At 61.6% G+C, this 18571-nt stretch carries 16 protein-coding genes; 8 read left to right on the top strand and 8 right to left on the bottom strand.

What is annotated here, in order from left to right; genetic code table 11:
* Positions 1–150: 150 nt before the first annotated feature.
* Entirely contained in the window at positions 151–903 is a 753-nt protein-coding gene (locus ACODTZ_RS23905) for a crotonase/enoyl-CoA hydratase family protein (RefSeq protein WP_489028634.1), read from the bottom strand.
* Between the two features lie 10 nt (positions 904–913).
* On the bottom strand, positions 914–2692 hold the full coding sequence (locus ACODTZ_RS23900; protein WP_489028631.1) for an acyl-CoA dehydrogenase family protein: 1779 nt from the start codon (positions 2690–2692) through the stop codon (positions 914–916).
* A 287-nt stretch (positions 2693–2979) separates the two neighbouring features.
* Between ACODTZ_RS23900 and ACODTZ_RS23895 the strand changes: the two genes are divergently transcribed.
* The gene (locus ACODTZ_RS23895) at positions 2980–3975 is read left to right on the top strand and encodes a transporter (protein ID WP_489028629.1); all 996 of its coding nucleotides are present in this window, start codon (positions 2980–2982) and stop codon (positions 3973–3975) included.
* Between the two features lie 67 nt (positions 3976–4042).
* On the opposite strand, the gene ACODTZ_RS23890 is transcribed toward ACODTZ_RS23895, so the two are convergent.
* Positions 4043–4555: a BA14K family protein gene (locus tag ACODTZ_RS23890; protein ID WP_112982232.1), complete on the bottom strand. Its 513-nt coding sequence runs from the start codon at positions 4553–4555 to the stop codon at positions 4043–4045.
* 156 nt (positions 4556–4711) lie between these two features.
* Between ACODTZ_RS23890 and ACODTZ_RS23885 the strand changes: the two genes are divergently transcribed.
* On the top strand, positions 4712–5779 hold the full coding sequence (locus tag ACODTZ_RS23885) for a glycoside hydrolase family 25 protein (RefSeq protein WP_489028627.1): 1068 nt from the start codon (positions 4712–4714) through the stop codon (positions 5777–5779).
* A 66-nt stretch (positions 5780–5845) separates the two neighbouring features.
* Here ACODTZ_RS23885 and ACODTZ_RS23880 read toward each other — a convergent pair whose 3' ends face one another.
* Positions 5846–7090: an aromatic ring-hydroxylating oxygenase subunit alpha gene (locus ACODTZ_RS23880; protein ID WP_209232836.1), complete on the bottom strand. Its 1245-nt coding sequence runs from the start codon at positions 7088–7090 to the stop codon at positions 5846–5848.
* A gap of 417 nt (positions 7091–7507) precedes the next feature.
* On the opposite strand from ACODTZ_RS23880, the gene ACODTZ_RS23875 reads away from it, so the two are divergent.
* The 3 genes from ACODTZ_RS23875 (at position 7508) to ACODTZ_RS23865 (ending at position 10609) form a co-directional block, all read left to right on the top strand.
* Positions 7508–8113, top strand: a complete 606-nt coding sequence (locus ACODTZ_RS23875) for a DUF6656 family protein (protein ID WP_111561856.1) — start codon at positions 7508–7510, stop codon at positions 8111–8113.
* A 77-nt stretch (positions 8114–8190) separates the two neighbouring features.
* Complete coding sequence (locus ACODTZ_RS23870) at positions 8191–9165, top strand: L-threonylcarbamoyladenylate synthase (RefSeq protein WP_489028624.1); 975 nt, start codon at positions 8191–8193, stop codon at positions 9163–9165.
* A gap of 16 nt (positions 9166–9181) precedes the next feature.
* A complete protein-coding gene (locus ACODTZ_RS23865; RefSeq protein ID WP_489028622.1) occupies positions 9182–10609 on the top strand; it encodes an FAD-binding oxidoreductase in 1428 nt (475 codons plus the stop codon).
* 50 nt (positions 10610–10659) lie between these two features.
* Here the strand turns inward: ACODTZ_RS23865 and ACODTZ_RS23860 are convergent, their stop codons facing one another.
* Complete coding sequence (locus tag ACODTZ_RS23860; RefSeq protein WP_489028620.1) at positions 10660–13407, bottom strand: DUF1217 domain-containing protein; 2748 nt, start codon at positions 13405–13407, stop codon at positions 10660–10662.
* A 299-nt stretch (positions 13408–13706) separates the two neighbouring features.
* Between ACODTZ_RS23860 and ACODTZ_RS23855 the strand changes: the two genes are divergently transcribed.
* From ACODTZ_RS23855 to ACODTZ_RS23845, 3 genes are all read left to right on the top strand, one after another.
* On the top strand, positions 13707–14273 hold the full coding sequence (locus ACODTZ_RS23855; RefSeq protein ID WP_047508453.1) for a DUF6101 family protein: 567 nt from the start codon (positions 13707–13709) through the stop codon (positions 14271–14273).
* 143 nt (positions 14274–14416) lie between these two features.
* Positions 14417–14581 carry a hypothetical protein gene (locus ACODTZ_RS23850; protein ID WP_489028618.1) on the top strand — a complete coding sequence of 55 codons (165 nt, stop codon included), beginning with the start codon at positions 14417–14419 and terminating at the stop codon, positions 14579–14581.
* A gap of 124 nt (positions 14582–14705) precedes the next feature.
* Complete coding sequence (locus ACODTZ_RS23845) at positions 14706–15575, top strand: amino acid ABC transporter substrate-binding protein (RefSeq protein ID WP_489028616.1); 870 nt, start codon at positions 14706–14708, stop codon at positions 15573–15575.
* Between the two features lie 13 nt (positions 15576–15588).
* Here ACODTZ_RS23845 and ubiA read toward each other — a convergent pair whose 3' ends face one another.
* From ubiA to ACODTZ_RS23830, 3 genes are all read right to left on the bottom strand, one after another.
* A complete protein-coding gene (ubiA, locus tag ACODTZ_RS23840) occupies positions 15589–16548 on the bottom strand; it encodes a 4-hydroxybenzoate octaprenyltransferase (RefSeq protein WP_489028614.1) in 960 nt (319 codons plus the stop codon).
* A gap of 63 nt (positions 16549–16611) precedes the next feature.
* Positions 16612–17190: a histidine phosphatase family protein gene (locus ACODTZ_RS23835; protein ID WP_489028612.1), complete on the bottom strand. Its 579-nt coding sequence runs from the start codon at positions 17188–17190 to the stop codon at positions 16612–16614.
* A 70-nt stretch (positions 17191–17260) separates the two neighbouring features.
* Positions 17261–18520: a cyclopropane fatty acid synthase gene (locus ACODTZ_RS23830; RefSeq protein ID WP_489028610.1), complete on the bottom strand. Its 1260-nt coding sequence runs from the start codon at positions 18518–18520 to the stop codon at positions 17261–17263.
* Positions 18521–18571 lie beyond the last annotated feature (51 nt).

Raw genomic sequence — 18571 nt, 5'->3', positions numbered from 1 at the left:
ACAATGCACTTTTAAATAGTTTCACAGCATAACCCTCGTTTTGGCGCGAGAATTGATGCGGTACGTTAAATTGTAGTAAATTTTTACTTTCGCAAATTCACCCGCCAAAAAGCATAAATTCATACTATTGGATACGGCGGTTCCCCGGCCTCAACGGCGCATGAAAGCTTCGAATGCGGCGCGGGCTTCAGCACTTTGCAGGCGGGTGGCGAAGTGGCGGGCTTCTTCGTCGATACGGGCGATGATCTCTTCGCGGTCGCCACGGATGAGATCGCGCGAAAGGCGCAAAGCCTCGGGCGGTTTGGCGGCGAGCTTTTCGGCGAGGCTAAGCGTTTGCGCCTCGACCTGATGCGGCTCCACGACTTTGAAGACCAGGCCGGCATCCCTCGCCTCCTCGCCGGAGAAGGGTTCGCCGGCGGCGAGCATGGCGAAGGCGCGCTGGGCGCCCATGATGCGCGGGGCAAGCAGGCTGGAAGCCGCTTCGGGCACCAGGGCGAGATCCACGAAGGGGGTGCGGAACTGGCTGCGGGCGGATGCGACCGTCAGGTCGCAATGCAGATGCATCGTGGTGCCGATGCCGATCGCCAGGCCATCGACGCCCGAGACGATGGGCTTTGCCGGGCGCACCAGCGCATAGAGGAAATCGACGACCTCACGCGGCATGCCGCCGCCCATCGCGACTTCAAGGAAGTCGCCGAGATCGTTGCCAGCGGAAAAGCAGCCCTCGGTGCCGAGGAAGGCCGTGGCGCGGATGTCAGGATTGCCATCAGCCGCAGTCAGCGCCTCGGTCATGGCCTGATACATGACGCGCGTGATGGCGTTCTTCCTGTCCGGTCGGTTGAAGCGGATGATCTGAACGCCGGGATGAGCAGCCGGGCGCTCGATGAGAATGTGGTCGGTCATATCGGGTCCCTCAGGCGAGAATGGATTTGGCAGCGGCAAGGCTGGCGGCGCCGTTGACGACAGTATCCTTAAGCGACGTGGTTTCGGCCAGCAGGTTTTCGGCAGCGAAGCGGCAGAGCGCGATGCGATCGGCGGCCTTGCCATCATCCGCATCCGCGAGCGCGCCCTTGGCGAGATAGCAGCCGGTCAGCGTCAGGCCGAAGAGGCGCTGATAGGGCGTGGCGCCAGAAAGCGCGTCGGCCACGTTGCCGGCTGACAGTTGCGCCAGGAGCCAGTCGGTCGCTTCCTGGAGATCGGTGATTGTGGCGTTCAGGCGGTTTGCGGTGGCGCCGAAGTTTTCGGCGTTCGAGGCGCCGACACGGTCGGCGATCTGCTGCAACTCGGCGATCAGGCTTTTCACCTCTCCGCCATCGGATAGCGGCAGCTTGCGGGTGACAAGGTCGATCGCCTGGATGCCGTTGGTGCCTTCGTAGATCGGGGCGATGCGGGCGTCCCTGAGATAACGCGCGGCGCCGGTTTCCTCGATGAAGCCCATGCCGCCATGCACCTGGATGCCGAGCGAGGCGACGTCGACGCCGATATCGGTGGCGAAGGACTTGGCGACCGGGGTCAGCAGGGCGGCACGCTCCTGCCAGTGTCTTTTGTCATCGCCGGCGCGGTACGCCATGTCGGTGGCGTGGGCGCAGCTATAGGCGATGGCGCGGGCGCCCTGGGTCAACGCCTTCATGGTGAGCAGCATTCTGATCACATCGGGATGCTCGATGATCGGGCTCATGCCTGCTCCCGTCCAACCGGGCGCCTTGCCCTGGGTGCGCTCACGGGCATAGGCGACGGCCTTCTGCGTGGCGGCTTCGGCAATCGCAACGCCCTGCATGCCGACGGCAAGGCGGGCGTTGTTCATCATCGTGAACATGCAGGCGAGGCCCTTGTTTTCCTCACCGACCAGCCAGCCGATGGCGCCCTTCTCCTCGCTGAAACGGCCGTCGCCATAGATCATCGTGCAGGTGGGCGAGCCGTGGATGCCGAGCTTGTGCTCCAGCGCGTGGCAGAAGAGATCGTTGCGGGCGCCGAGCGAGCCATCGTCATTGACGAGGAATTTCGGCACCAGGAACAGCGAGATGCCGCGCGTACCATCAGGCGCATCCGGCAGGCGAGCGAGCACAAGGTGGATGATGTTGTCGGCGGCGTCGTGTTCGCCCCAGGTGATGAAGATCTTCTGGCCAAAGATGCGGTAGCTGCCGTCGTCGCGGCGCTGGGCGCGGGCCTTGAGCACGCCGAGATCGGAACCGGCATGCGGTTCCGTCAGGTTCATCGTGCCGGTCCATTCGCCGGAGACGAGTTTCGGAAGATAGGTCGTTTTCAGCGTGTCGCTGCCGTGGGCGGCGATGGCTTCGATGGCGCCCATGGTCAGCGTCGGGCAGAGCGCGAATGCCATGGAGCCGGAGTTCCACATTTCGAGTGCCGCGACATTCAGCATATGCGGCAGCGCCTGGCCGCCGAAGTCTTCCGATGCCGTCAGGCCGTTCCAGCCGCCAGCGGTCCAGTTGCGGTAGAGATCGCGCCAGCCATCCGGCGTCGTCACCTTGCCATCCGATATGCGCGCGCCCTGGCGATCCCCGATATCGGCGAGCGGGGCGATCTCGTCGGATGCGAAGCGGCCGGCTTCATGAAGGATCGCATCGACCAGATCCTCGCCGAGATCGCCAAGCAGGCCGTCGTCGATCGCCTGGGCGAGACCGGCCACGTGCTTCAGGGTGAATGCGATCTCCTCGACGGGCGCCTTGTACATACTGTTCTCCTCGTAAGCCTGATGGCGCGGGATAGCTCTCCCCTACCCGCTGCCTCCGACGGCAGAGCTAATTGATTTTTACGTAAACGTCAATTTCAAACTTGTGGGTGCCACTGTCATGAAACTGTGGTGTCGCTGTCATAGGGAGGCATCGCTTGAAAGGGTCTTGCCATCGGGTGCGGCGCCATGCTCATGCTCTCATATGAGCTGCCGATCCGGCGCTGCTGGTCGCCAAGACCCAGACGCCAGCGTGGAGCGCACCGCCAATGCAAGAGGACCGGCAAAGAATGGATACACTGCCTGTGAGCATGCCGGGTTTCGTCTGGGGCTACCGTTTCCCTGAAGGCGGCGGCAAGCCGATACGGCTCTCCAACAGCGCGGTTCCGGCCGACCTCACCGCCGATGGCGGCTTCTACTGGCTGCATCTCAACCTCGCCGACGCCCGCGTGCCCGCGCTTATCGATGCGCTGTCCGGGCTTACCGACGACGCCAAGGCGGCGCTCACCACGCACGACACGCATTCGGCCATCACCGTCGACGAGCAGATGCTCTACGGCACGCTGGTCGATTGCCAGCGCGAATTCGACCACGAGACCGCCGATCTCGGCTGGCTGCACTTCGCCATCTCCGACCGCTTCATCATCACCACCCGGCTGCAGCCGCTGCGCAGCGTCGAGCGGGCACGGCTATTGATGGAGAAAAACCCGGCGAAGTTCACCCGGCCGGTCGATCTGTTCGAACTGCTCGTCACCGAATTCCAGCGCACGCTGATTTCGATCGTGATGGACCTGACCGAAGAGCTTAATATCATCGAGGACTTCGTCTACGACACGGCGCCGCGCGACGAGCGGCGGCGGCTGGCGCCGGTCCGGCGCACCGTCGTGCGCATCCACCGGCACCTGAGGACCGTGCTCGGCCTGATGCGCCGGGCGGCGGCTTCCGATGACGACGAGATGCCCTTCGGCTTCGAGGATGTCGCCGGGCGGCTGACGGCGCGGCTGGAGACGGTCGACCACGACATCTACGCTCTGCAGGATCGAGCACGACTGCTGCACGAGGAAATAGATTCCAAGCTCTCGTCGGAAACCAACCGGCACCTCTACATCCTGTCGATCATGACCGCCTTCCTGCTACCGCCGACGCTGGTCACCGGCTTCTTCGGCATGAACACGGCCAACCTGCCGTTTACGCAGGGATCGACCGGGACGGAATACGCGATCGGGATGATCATCGCGTCGATCGCGCTGGCCTGGTGGCTGTTGAAGCGGGTGAATATTCTTTGACGGACAAACAAAAATCCCCTTCGGCAGCGAACCGAAGGGGATTTTTCACGTCAACTAGGCCGACAGATCAATAAGGCGAAACGCACTGCTGGCGTGGGCCGTTATACGGCTGGAAGGTATTGTCGTAGGCGCGGTAGGAGCGGTAGCGCTGCTGGCACCAGGCGACATGGCTCGATCCGGCTGGGGCGACGTAGCGCGGTGCCGGTGCATAGCGCGGCTGGCTGGCGATGGCGCCGCCGATGATGGCGCCGGCGCCGAAGGCGGCGAGCGGGTACCAGTAGCCGTTATAGTGGCGATAGCCGGGACGCGCGTAGGTATAGCCGCGATAGCCGCCGTACCAGCCGGGACGATAGGCCGGGCGGTAGGGACGATAACCGGGATAGTAGCCACCCGGGCGGCCATAATAGCCCGGACGCGGTCCGCAGCGGCCGTAACGGCAATACTGCACGTTTTGAACATCAGCCGATTTTTCCACCTGCGGCGCGGCAGGCATCTGCACGGCCTGCGACGGCGCGACGCTTGTGACCAGCATCAATGAGGAAATGGCCGCGACGACGAGTTGCTTGAACGACCTGGGCATGAACACTCCAATCTCAGCGTAAATTAATCCGTGGTGTAACGCATTGATGGGGAAAATGTTCCTAAGCGCATCTTTTTTCGCGACCGGTCACGGTTTTTTGTTTATTCGTAAAATCTGATAAATAGTCCATTAACCAGTTTTCATCACTCTCGTTACATGAAGCAACGGCATGGAAGAGCCACTCTCCGTATTCTGCTTCTGGCGATCACGGCCGGACTGTCTCATTACGCCACGGCCGCCGACACACTCCCCTGGAAAAAGACGGATAACGCGCTCGTCGTCGATGGTTACGAGCTGAACACGATCGACTGGGAAGCGCTGACCTCCGATAAGCGGATCGCCGGCTTCATCTCCAAGGCGTCTGACGGGCTGCCCGAGAGCTTTTCGTGCGATGGCGACCATGCCGGGGACACGGTGGGCCATTGCAAGACGATGTGGCGCAAGTACGCGGTCAGCCGCGAGCTGTTCCAGACAAGGCGGCTGGTGGCGCGCGCGGCGGGGCTTTTGTGGGGCGCCTATCACCTTGCCCGCCCCGGCAACCCGATCGACCAGGCCAACCACTTTCTCGACTATGCGACACCCAAGCCGGACGAGATGATGATCCTCGATCTCGAGGGTATCGATCCCACGAAATTCATGTCGCTCGAGGATGCGCAGATCTTCGTCGGCCATATCAAGACGCGGACCGGTCGCTATCCGGTGCTCTATACCAACCACGACACGGCCCGCTACATCGCTGCCTATCGCAACGACTATCCGGTGCTGGCGCGGCTGCCGATCTGGTATGCGCGCTACAAGCCCGACGTCAAAGGCGTTTTCCCGATGGGCAACTGGGACAATTACCTGCTCTGGCAGTTCTCGGCCGGCGCCAATTGCAGCAAGCGGCGCTGCCCCTATCGTGTGCCGGGGACGCTGACCGACATTGACGTCAATGTCGCCGCGATGGACAAGGCGGCGCTGACGAAGATCTGGGCGCAGGGCAATCTGCTGCCGGCGCGCGAGCCGGATCCGCCGCTGATCCTCGCCAAGATCGAGATGGAACCGCGCCAACCGCTGCCGCCGGTCGTGGCCGCAACACCGGCCCTGCCGCCGATCGCGCAATTGCCCGCCGCCACACAGCTGCCGGCAGCCGCGACGGGGGTGACGGTGGCGGCGCGGGATGGGCTCGTGACCTCATCGGTGCCGCCGCGTGAAATCAACGCCCTGAATTATCAGGATTTCTGAACGCCCAAACGAAAACGGCCCCGGCTTCGGTGAAGCGCGGGGCCGTATTCTCTTGCGAGGCTAGCGTCAGGCGACGACGGAGAGCTTGGCCTGATCGCCCTGCAGGCGGTTTGTCATGAACAGCGCGTACCATTCGAGGAATTGCATGACGCCGCCCTCGTGCAGCATCGAGTACGGGCCGGGTTCATAGGCCGGCGAGTGGATGCCGAAGGCGTTTTCCTCAACGATGCGGCGATCCTGGTCGTTGGTCTCGGTCCAGACGTGCGTCAGTTCCTCGAGATTGTAGTCGACACCTTCGACGGCGTCCTTGTGGACCAGCCACTTGGTGGTCACGGCCGTCTCGTTGGCGCTGAGCGGCAGGACGCGGAAGGAGATGGCGTGATCGCCGAGGATGTGGTTCCAGGTCGTCGGGTAGTGGAAGAGCAGCATGGTGCCGATCCGGTCGATCGTCACGTCATCCGACAGCGGACGGGCGACGGCGCGCTTGCCGGACATGGTGTAGCTCTCGGCATCCTCGATCAGCGGCATGCGGGCGGCGCGGAACTGTCCATCAGGCGAGATCTGGAACTTGCTGGGAAGGCCGGCGGCCTCGCAGCGTGCCCAGTGGCCCGCGATCTCCGGATCATCGGCGCCGCCATCGGTGCCGGTGACGCTCGGCGCCTCGGGATAGGTGCGGCAGAGTTCGGGATGGTTTGCGGCGCAGTGGTAGCACTCGCGGTTGTTTTCCCAGACTAGCTTCCAGTTGCCCTTCTCGATGATGGTGCTCTGGAAGGCGATCTTGGCGTCCTTCAGGTGATGCGGCATCATGTAGGGGGCGACCATGTCGCGGACCGGCTGGAAGTCGGGCGCCTTGTCGGCGAGGCAGATGAAGATATAGCCGCCGAAGCTTTCGCAATGAACCGGCTTCAGGCCGAAGCCGGACTTGTCGAAATCGTCGCCCATGTGGCGGGCGAAGGCGAGCTTGCCGTCGAGATCGTAGGCCCACTGGTGATAGGGACAGACGAGACGGACCGACGAGCCGTGATCCTTGGTGCAGACGCGCGAGCCGCGATGGCGACAGCTGTTGTGGAAGGCGCGGATGACGTTGTCTCGGCCGCGAACGATGACGACGGGATACTGGCCGATCTGCACCGTGAAATAGGCGCCGGCCTTGGGCAGCTCGCAGTCATGGCCCATGAACAGCCAGTCGCGATAATAGATCATCTCCATATCGAGCTTGAAGTAATCCTCGTCGATATAGAAGGGTTGCTCGAGGCTGAAGCCCTCGCGGCGGTTCTTGAGCTGCCGTAAAACGTTGCTGCGAATATCCATCTCATATCCTCGTCTATTCGGGCTGCCACATAACGGATGGCGAAAGCCGCGGGAAGCGCTCGCCCCCTCTCCCGAAGGAGATATTGCCTATGTCATACATTTAACCACTGCCCACGCCGCCCGCGTGGCTGCAAAGCGACATCGGCTTCGAAAATGACGACAGTTGCATTCGGGCAGTGGCGGCACGACAGAAAACGGGCATTTCCGCGTCGCTTCAAACAAATAGGATTATTTGCGACTTTGTCGAAATTACCAGAGATCAAGGAAGGCGAGAGTGGCCTTGCCGGCGATATTCTGTTTGCGACAGAGCTTGCGGCCGTTTGTAGCAGCCGCGGTCGCGCCCGGCCCAATTTAACATCGCATTAAGCATGATTGCCTATCCTTCGGCCAAAGAGACAGGCAGCCGGATCCGAGACCATGGCGAAACTTCGTTACTTCGACGCCAGAGCGAGCGTCGACCAGCCCGCCGCGCCGGTCGCGCCGCATTCCGAATTCCTGCGCACGGGCAAGATCACCCGCCACCAGTCGCATTGGCTGGCCGCCGAGCGCCGCTATCTCACCCACGACGAAGTGGCCGAGAAGACCGGCCGCAAGCTGCAGACCGCCGGCGAGAAGACGCACCAGCATATCAACGGCTTTCACCGCTCCATCCAGTTTCCGAAGATGGTGTTTCACCGCACGCTGGAAGACAGCCCGCATCTCGGCTACTGCCATGTGACCGCGGCGCGCACCAAGTTCGCGCAATATGACGCGGTCAGCTGGGCCTTCTACATCGCCAATTTCTACGCCGATATCGGTGACAACGACAATGTCTTCGAGAAGATCGACGTGCGTTACTCGCGCATGTACTTCGCCGTTGCCATCCGGCCCGGCGAGCATACGCCGGAGAAGATGACGATCGACCGCAATATCCGCGGCAACGGCCTGCTCTTTCGCACCGACGATCCGCAGGTCGCGATCAAGAACGTGCTGTTGCTCGGCGCCCGCAACGAGCAGCTCCGCGAGATCATTCGCCAGCTTTGAGACCATTCGCCAGCTCTGATATTGATCGCGGGGCCGCAAGGGCATAAGGACTGCCGGACAGACTATCCGGGCGGCATATGGCAGAGATCATCGACATCACCGAGAACAGGCAGCAGGCGATCGACGCCGCGTGCCACGTGCTGGGCGAAGGTTTGCCGATCGCCATTCCGACCGAAACGGTTTACGGCCTTGCCGCCGACGCCACCAATCCGGCGGCCATCGCCCGCATCTACGAGACAAAGGGCCGGCCGCAGTTCAATCCGCTGATCTGCCACATGGCGGACCTCGAAATGGCGGAGATCTATGCCGATTTCGATCCGCTCTCACGGGCGCTGGCGGAGGCCTTCTGGCCCGGTCCGCTGACGATCGTCGTGGCCTTGAAGGCCGAGAGCGGCATCCATGCGCTGGCGACGGCCGGGCTCGATACCGTCGGCATCCGGGTGCCGAAGGGATTTGCCGGCGAACTGATCCGCGCCTTCGGCCATCCGCTGGCGGCGCCGAGCGCCAATACATCGGGCAAGATCAGCGCCACCAGCGCCGCCCATGTGCATGCCGACCTCGGGGAGAAGATCAAGTTGATCCTCGATGCTGGGGCGAGCGATGTCGGCGTGGAATCCACCATCGTCAAGGTCGAGGATGGCAAGCTCAGGCTGCTGCGGCCGGGCGGGCTGCCGGCAGACGAGATCGAGCGCGTCGCCGGCGTGAAGCTGGTGCGGCCGAAGGTGGCATCCGCCGCGATCGAGGCGCCGGGCATGATGGCCTCGCACTATGCGCCGGGGGCTGCGGTGCGGCTCGATGCCATCGAGGTGAGAGATGGCGAGGCGTTGATCGCCTTCGGCCCCTCCCCTGTTGCCAATGCTGATAGAGCAAAGGTCGTGCTCAATCTCAGCGAAACCGGCGATCTCGCCGAAGCGGCCACCAATCTTTTCGACTACATGAAGCGCGCCGATGCCAGTGGCGCTGCGACGATCGCCTTTAGCGCCATTCCCGACCAGGGTCTCGGCGAAGCCATCAACGACCGGCTGCGGCGCGCCGCGGCCCCACGGGAATAACAGAGGATAAAGCCCGATGAGCAGCGTTTCACCTGATCTACTCGACCGTTTCGCAGCCATCGTCGGCGACAAATATGCGCTGCGCGGCGAAGCGGATCTGGCACCGCACCTGATCGAAAACCGCGGCCTCTATCACGGCTCCTCGCCGATGCTCCTGAAGCCCGCCAACGTTCAGGAAGTCTCAGCCATCCTCAAGCTCGCCAGCGAGACCGGCACATCAGTGGTGCCGCAGACGGGCAATACCGGGCTTGTGGGCGGACAGACGCCGCGCGAGGGTAAGTCAGACATCATTCTTTCGCTGGAGCGGATGAACAAGATCCGCGACGTCGATCCCGTTGCCAACGTGCTGGTCGCCGATGGCGGCGCTATCCTTGCCGACGTGCAGAAGGCGGCCGAGGCGCATGGGCGGCTGTTTCCTCTGTCGCTCGGCTCTGAAGGCTCCTGCCGCATCGGCGGCAATCTCTCGACGAATGCCGGCGGCACGGCCGTGCTCGCCTATGGCAACATGCGCCAGCTCTGCCTCGGTCTGGAGGTCGTGCTTCCGACCGGCGAGATCTGGGACGGGCTGCGCCGCCTGAAGAAGGACAATACCGGCTACGATCTGCGCGATCTTTTCATCGGCGCCGAGGGAACGCTGGGTGTCATCACCGGCGCGGTGCTGAAGCTCTTCCCGCAGCCGCTCGGCAAGCAGGTGGCCTTTGCCGGCCTGAACTCGGTCGAGGATGCGCTTGCGCTCTTCAACCTCGCTTCCAGCCTGTGCGGTACGTCTCTAACAGGCTTCGAGCTGATGCCGCGCTTTGGCGTTGAGATCACCGCCCGCAATATCGAGGGCGTGCGTGATCCGCTGGAATCGGAACATGCCTGGTACGTGCTGATCGACATCTCCACCTCGGATTCGGCCGAGACCGCCGAGCGGATGATGACGGCGCTCCTGGAGCAGGGTTTCGAGGCAGGCCTGGTGCAGGACGCCGCCATCGCCTCCTCCGTCGCGCAGCAGACGGCGCTCTGGCATATGCGCGAGAGCATGTCGGAAGCGCAGAAGCCGGAAGGCGGATCGATCAAGCACGATGTGTCGGTGCCTGTCTCGACGGTGCCTCAGTTCATGCACGAGGCCGAGCAGGCGGTGATGGCGGCCATGCCTGGCGCACGCATCTGCGCCTTCGGCCACATGGGCGACGGCAACATCCACTACAACATCTCGCAGCCCGTTGGCGCCGACAAGCAGGCGTTTCTCGAGCGCTGGCACGAGATGAACGTGATCGTGCACGGGCTGGTGCTTGCGCATGGCGGCTCGATTTCGGCGGAGCACGGCATCGGGCAATTGAAGCGCGATGAGCTTGCCGCGATCCGCCCGGCGATCGAGATCGACCTGATGCGCCGCATCAAGAAGGCCTTCGACCCTGAAGGCATCATGAACCCCGGCAAGGTCGTCAATATCGACTGACGAAAAAAGCGGCCGGATGGCCGCTTCTCACCTCACCGTAACGACAGCGCTTAACGCCTGCTGTTGCTGTTGATGCTCGCCGCGTTCGAGGCGTAGGAGCTCATGATTGTCAGCGCCGGCGATGTCTGAGTGTTGTTCTTCAGGTCGTACATGGCGGTGAATCGGCGCATCAGCTTGTCGACCTTTTCCGGGTCCTGGAAATCGCTGACGTCGATGAACTTCTTCAAGAGCGTGGCCTGCTTGTCGACATCCATGTTCGACATGCTCGTCGGCAGGCTGTAGGCGGTGGTGATGACCTGGAACAGCGCCTGATCGCCGATCAGCGAATAGATGGACGTTATGCTCGGCGCCTTGCGGGCGAAGTAAAGCGCGAGGCGCACGCCGTCATTGCTCTCGCCCTGTTGGGTTTCGAGCGTCATCTGCAGGTAGCCCTGCTGCGTCCGCTCCTCGGCGCCGACGTTCTGGATGGCGCCAATCTTCGAACGGGTCAGGTTGCCTGATGTGTCGAAGTTGAAGTCGGCGACGATTTCCTTGAATTTCGTCGGCGCCGTCTTGTTCAGATAGCTGTTGGCGTCCGTCGTATCCGAGGTGAAAATCTTCTTCAGGGTCGCCTTGTCGTAGTCCTTCGGCTCCAGGCCGTTTGCCTTCAGGACGAAATCGGTCAGCGTGCTGTCATCGAGGAAGTCGTCAAGCGACTTCACGGTGACGATCTTCTTGGCGAAATCATCGACCTCGGTGGTAGCGTCCTTGGATGCCTTGTCTCTCAAGGGACCGGATGCCATGCCGAGCGTGGCGAGCGACTTGTAGGTCGTGCCATATTTCGCAAGCACGGCCGTCGATACAGCCTGCACTTCCGAGGTGGCCTTGCCGTCCGTGTCGAAATTGAACGCGCGCACCATGTTGGTGATGCGTTCATCCTTCAGCGAGGCGACGTAGCCCTTGGGGTCGTAGGGATCGCTTTGCAGCAGCGTGCGCATCATGCTGCGCGGCACGTCCTGCTCCGTCAGCCCGTAGGAGCGAAGCGCCATCTGGTAGAGATCAGGAAGACTGTCGTTGCTGCGATCGGTATCGGCCGTGAGGTTTGTCCTCAGGAAATCGGTGACATTGGTGACCTTGTCATCGGCCATCCGTGCCTTGTAGTTGGCAACGGAGCTGTCGATCTCGGCCTGCTGCTCATCAGCGTAATGGGCCGAATAGAGCGTATCGACGCTCGTCGTCTGCTGGGTGCTCTGCGGACCCGACATCGCGGCGGCGGAGCCGTCGGCGGCGAAATTGAAGGCCTCTTTGACGTTGCTGAAACCGCTTGAGGCGGCGAAGCTCGAGTCGGTCAGGATACTCTTCAGATCGGCATCGTTGATCGTCGATGGCAGCGAATAGGTGCTCTTGATGAAGCTTGTGAGCTTCGTGTCCGCAATCAGGTCGTCGACATTGGAAAGCGTGCTGATCTTGCTGCGGTAATAGTTGAGATTGTCGTTCGCGCTATAGCCCGCAAGGCGCGTCTGGCTGATGGTCTGCGCGCCGTCAGACGTCACGCTGCCGTCGGCCTGGAAGTTGAAGGCGTCGTGCACGTCCTGAAGGCCGAGCAGGCCGGCGTAGCTGGAATCGGTCAGAACGCTTCTCAGATCCGCGTCGCTCAGGCTTTGCGAAATGCCATAGGCATCCTTGATGTAGGATGTCATCTTGGTATCGGCGATCAATTCATCGACCGTCGTGATGTCGGCGATCTTGGTTGCGTAAGCGCTCGAAATGTTGTTGGCAGCCGTTGCCGTCGCGCCGATCTGGGCCGATGTCTGCGCGGCGTATCCCGCCTTCGTCGTGTCGACGGTGCCATCGCTGTTGAAATTGAAGGCGGCGGTGATCGCGTCAAATCCCAGCATGCTGGCATAGCTTGAATCGGTCAGCACCCGCTTCAGGCCGGCATCGCTGAAATCCGCGCCGGTGCCATAGGCAGCCTTGATGTAGGAGGTCAGGCGCTTGTCGGATATCAGCTGATCGACACTGGTGATCGAGCCGATATTGGCGTCGTAATAGGCCCTGTTGTACTCGGCCGCCTTGGTCGTGACGATCGACGGGACGGTGAGATTGTACTGCTCGACGACCGCGTTCTTCTGATCGGCGGTCTGCGCCGTGCCGTTGACCGTACCATCCGCGTTGAAGCTGAACTGGGCGGCAAGCGCCTTGTACTTGGCGTTGCCGGTGGTGTTGACGAAGCTATCGGGATCGTTGACGTCGCTGGTCAGCACCTTACTGAGATAGTCATTTGAGACGTAGGTCGGATCGATTCCGAAAGCGCTGAGCACATAGGTGCGAAGGCGGGCGTTCGACGTTAAGCCGGTGACGCTCTGTACCCTGTCGATCGCTGTGCTGTAATAGTTCGATTCCGTGGCAGCGTTGGCGCCTTCATCCGCATAGGACTGGGTGTAGAGCCCCAGCATATCGGTTTCTTGGGCATCGCTCTGAGGGTCCGTCGCCGTCGTGCCGAAGTTGAAGGCGGAGGCAAACTCCTTGTAGCGGCTGTCCGACAGCTTGTTGGCGAAGCTGTTGGCGTCCGTCAGGTCGCTCTCCAGAACCTTCTTCATGAAGGCCTTGGCGTAGGTCATATCCTCAAGGCCATAGGCCTTCATCGCATAGCTGTAGAGCTTATAATTGCCGAGGAAATCATCTACATCTTTGACTTTGTTGATGTTTTCTTCGTAATACTGGGCTTCGCGCTTCACCGTCGTCTGCGAAGCGACGCGGTCAAGGCTCTTCTGCATGTCGCCCGACAATATCGTATAGGCCATCGAAGCGGAGATCATGAGCGTTCTATTCCGGCAAAGTCTTGAATGAATGACAGACGGTTTCCGCCCCATTTTGCTATGAAAAGCTTACCCGAGACTTACCCGCGGGATGTCGCGACCTGGCACAGCCGGTCGTTCACCTCTCGGAAACCCTGCCACGTTTGGTTTTGATAACCATCCAGGGAGGCAAGGTCTTCTTAACCGCGATTTTTAAGCTGTCTCGAACAGCCGGCGCCTATTGTCAGCCACAGAGGACGAAAAGTCCCGAGGAGAAGACCGGAAACCGGCTCTCAGGTAAGACAAGGGTGAGAATGAACATGAACAATACGGTTATGAAGCCCGCATGGGCTGGAGCGACACTTCGTCTTGATCCGTCGCGCTTTCCGCAGCAGGTGAGCTACGCCATCCACGACTCCACAACCGACGTCAGCATAACGATCGACGAACGCGGCGCCATCCTGCGCAAGATCCTGCCTTCCAGCGGCCTGCCGCTCTCCATCGCGCTGCCGAAGCGCGCCTTCAAGGGCGTCGCAGCCCGCGCCATCGACCATGGCAATGGCGAAGTGACCGTCACGCTCGAACTGCATCACGAAGATCCCGATCTTTGCGTGCCGCTTCTGGTCGCGCATGATCTCGCCGACATCGCCGCCGACTGGCGCGGCTGGTCGGAAGCCTTCCGTATTCCCATGCTGATGGTCGAGGCCGACGGCATCGCCCGCCCGCTGGAAGAACATCTCGGCGAACTGCGCACCAGCCACCTGAAGCCGCGCCGCCGCCACTCCTACTTCGCCAACCGTCGCCCGCGCTTCCTCGTGCGCCGCTCGACCGGCACGCTCGGCGTCGCCATGAAGATCGAAGGCAAGGAAATCATCGCCCGCAGCTAAGGGCTGATGCAAAAGATCAAACGGAAAGACCCGGCCAGCGTGCCGGGTTTTTCGTTTTTGGACCTCGGCATGCGATCTTATGGTTTCATTTGGCCCGATTATCAAACAATGATAGCGTCTTCGCATCCTTGAGGGGGATTCAGATGCCATCTGATGACACCATTTCTGCCGTCAATGAACGCCGCGCTCGTTGGCTCGACGAGCTGAAACGCGAATACGCTTCTGGCAAAGCGAGCGGCGAACCGGAAGAAATCGACGCCGTTGCATTCCTGCGCGAACTTAACGCGGAACGCGCTGCCAACAGCTAATGATCGCAGAAGACGACAGACGGCCTCGGTTGACAAATGGCCGGCTGGCCATAAGCTGCGTGCATAGCTTTGAGATCGCAACCGTCTTTCGGAGATGAGCGTCATGCCGGTGGCAACAAAGTGCATGAGACGGCTCCCGCTGGCGATTATCGCCTTTTCCCTTTCAGCCCTGACGGCAAGTGCCGCGACGCTCGACGGCATCATCGAGCGCGGGACTGTGCGGATCGGCTATATCGACGACGAAGCGCCCTTCTCCGTGGCCAAGGCCGGGGCAGAGCCGACGGGTTATGCGATCGACCTCTGCAACAGGATCGCCGATGACATCGAGCATCAGGTGCCGGAGTTGAAACGCGAATATGTGCAGAAGACGCTCGCCAATGGCTTCGATGCCGTGAAGGATGGTGAGGTCGATCTGCTTTGCGGCGCGATCACCGTCAATCTTGAGCGGCGGGAGATCGTCGATTTCTCGCAGCCGATCTTTTTGACCGGTGCAAGCGCTCTGCTTCGCAAGGATTCGCCCGACTACCTGCAATCGTTCTTTTTCGACAAGCCGGCCGTGAGCGCCGTCAGCCAGCGGGCCGCGTCGGCGAGCGTTATCGGCGCGCGGGCGAACTCGACGACGGGGGCGGCACTACACGAAGCCATGAAGGGTCAGGCATCGACGACCACGATAGCCGATTTCAACACGCATGAAGAGGGGCTAAAGGCGCTGGAGGATCGCAAGATCGACGCCTATATCGGCGATCAGGTGCTTCTCACGAGCCTCGCCACCCGGGCGCGCGATCCATCCTTGCTCGAGGTCGGCAACCGGCTGTTCACGCATGAGCCCTATGCGATCGCCCTGCCCCGAAACGATGCCGATTTTAGGCTGCTCGCCGATCGCGCCTTGACGGATTTCTATCTGTCCGACGATTTCCTTACGGTACTCGACACCTATTTCGGCGCCGATGCGCCAATGCTGCACACGCAAATCATCATGCAGCACGTTCCGTAGGCTTGTTATCGACCTACGGCAGCACGAACAGCAGCGACAGGAACAGACCTGCGAAGATGATCATGCCGACGCGGTTGTTCGACTTGAACAGCGCCAGGCACTGATCGGCATCGTTGATATCGAGCGTGATGATCTGCCAGGCGAACATGCCGGCTGCGATCAATAGGCCGAGATAGGCGATGATGCCGACGCCTGCGAGCAGGAAGGCTGCGAAGGTGAGGATCAGCATCAGGCCATAGAGACCGACCAGCCATTGCTTGGTGTTGTCGCCGAAGAGGCGCGCGGTCGAGCGGACGCCGATCAGCTCATCGTCTTCCTTGTCCTGGTGGGCGTAGATGGTGTCGTAGCCGATCGTCCAGACGACCGCGCCGATGTAGAGCAGGACCGGCGCCAGCGACAGACTGCCGAAGATCGCGGCCCAGCCCATCAGCGCGCCCCAGGAGAAGGCAAGCCCGAGGAAGAACTGCGGCCAATCGGTGAAGCGCTTGGCGAAGGGATAAAGCGCGACGATCGCGAGCGACGCAACGCCGAGGATGACGGAGAACCAGTTGAGCTGAAGCACTACAATCAGGCCGACCAGCGCCTGAAGCAGGATGAAGATCTTCGCCTGCATGCGGGTGACGCGGCCAGACGGCAGCGGGCGCGAGCGGGTGCGCGCGACTTCCATATCGATCTTGTGATCCACGAGATCGTTATAGGTGCAGCCGGCACCGCGCATGGCGACGGAACCGATGAAATAGAGCACCAGATGCCAGATCAGCTGACCGCCGGAAAAGAGGCCGACATGAGCCGCCGCATTGGCCGCCATCGCCGCCGACCAGAAGCACGGCCACAGCAGAAGCTGCCAGCCGATCGGCCTATCCCAGCGCGCCAGCTGCGCATACGGCCAGAGCCATGGCGGCAGCACCCGGTAAACCCAGTTGTTGGACGGCGCATCCGCAACGCGCCCGTTGATTCCGTCGATCTGTTGCATGCGGTCATCTAGCGACGTGGGGGATGTGGGGTCAAGCGGGGATGGTGGGGCTTACGCCGCACCCTACCCATTCCACCGCCGGATCACCGGCTCCGTCAAATCATGCTCATACCCCAGCACGCTGATGCTCGTCGTATCCAGCACGAAATGTGCCCCGCCCTCCGGCGGCAGCCCCAGCCAGCGGGCAGCGAGCACGCGGAGGAAGTGGGAGGAGGAGAAAATCAGGATCGGGGCGTTCACCGAGCGGATCGCGGCGATGATGCGGTCGGCGCGGGCGCCGACGTCGGCGGTGGTCTCGCCATCGGGGCAGCCGTCGCGGAAGAGTTGCCAGCCGGGGCGGTTGGCCAGGATTTCCTTGGTCGTCACGCCCTCGTAGGCGCCGTAGTCCCATTCGGCGAGGTCGTCCTTCACGACCATCCGCTCGCCGAAGCCGGCAAGGCGGCAGGTGTTGCGGGCGCGCTCAGACGGGCTCGACCAGACTTCGGAGACGGTCAGGCCTTCAAGGCGCGGGCCGAGGCGGCTGGCGGCGGCTTCGCCGTTTTCGGTCAAAGGGATATCGCTGCGGCCGGTGTGGCGGCCGGACAGGCTCCATTCGGTCTCGCCGTGGCGCACCAGCGTAATCTCGGGGTAGGCACTGCTCATCTCGCAACCCTTTCAAAATGAAACAGCGGAAACAAAAAAGGCGCGGGTGTCGCCGCGCCTTTTCGTCAAGTCAGAGAATGACCTTTTCGAGCGGCGGACGCGTTGCCTCGAATTCCTTCAGCTTCGCCTCGTTCGCGGCGATATAGTCGCGATTATCAGGGGTGGAATACTGGTTCTTGGAAATCTGGATCTGCATGATGAAGAGTTCGTCCCAGCGGAAGCCCATTTCGGAGCCGGCCAGATAGAACTCCCACATGCGGAAGAAGCGTTCGTCATAAAGCGCCACGGCTTCGGCCTTGCGCGCCACGAAACGCTCGCGCCAATGGCGCAGCGTGTAGGCATAGTGCAGCGGCAGGACCTCGACGTCGCGGACCAGAAGGTTCGCCTTTTCGATGGCCGGCAGCGTTTCGCCGATCGAGGGGATATAGCCCTGCGGGAAGATATACTTCTCGATGAAGGCGTTGGTGCCGAAGCTCGGCTTCGGACGGGCGATCGAATGCAGCACCATGACGCCGTCGTCCGCCAGCAGCTCATGCACCTTGCGGAAGAAGTTGCCGAAATTGCCGATGCCGACATGCTCGAACATGCCGACGGAGACGATGCGGTCGAACTTCTGGCCCTTCATCGTGCGGTAGTCCTGCAGCTCGAAGCGCAGCCGGTCGCTGAGACCGCGCTTTTGCGCCCGCTCGCGGGAGATCTTCAGCTGCTCTTCGCTGAGCGTGATGCCGGTGAGATCGAGCCCCGGCGTGGACTCCGTCAGATACATCCCCATGCCGCCCCAGCCGGAGCCGATTTCCAGCGCGCGCTGGTTGGGCTGAAGCAGAAGCTTGGCGGCGATGTGGCGCTTCTTGGCGACCTGCGCCTCCTCCAGGCTGATGCCGGGCGGATTGTAATAGGCACAGGAATATTGCCAGTCCTCATCGAGAAAGAGCTCGAACAGCTTTTCCGACAGATCGTAATGATGGGCAACGTTGCGCTTGTTGTGATTGACGGGCAGACGGCTCTTCAGCTGCTGCAGGGCGATGCGGCCGATCAGGAGGGCCGCCATCGGGATATCGAAGATTTCGTTGGTGGTGTTCTGTTTCACCAGGGCCAGGAAATCGTAGATGTTGCCTTGTTCCAGAATGAACCGGCCATCCATGTACATTTCGCCGAGCTTGAGGGTGGGGTCTCGGCGGATCAGTCGCTCCGCCTCCTCGTCGGCAACGCGGGCGGCAACGAGATCTCCGGTGCCGTCCCCGATGGTGTGTGTCTCGCCATTGGCGAGTGTGAGCTTAAGGTTACCCTTGCGGATGATTTTTTGGACAATCGATAAGAAAGCCGACGCCATAAGTAAGGCCTCGCAATGTGACAGGAATCCAGTCAACTTAGGCCGTCTGGT

It is taken from the genome of Rhizobium sp. FG113 (genome assembly GCF_057809895.1).
Note: the sequence above shows the minus strand (reverse complement) of the source record. Positions and strands in the feature narration are given on the sequence as shown.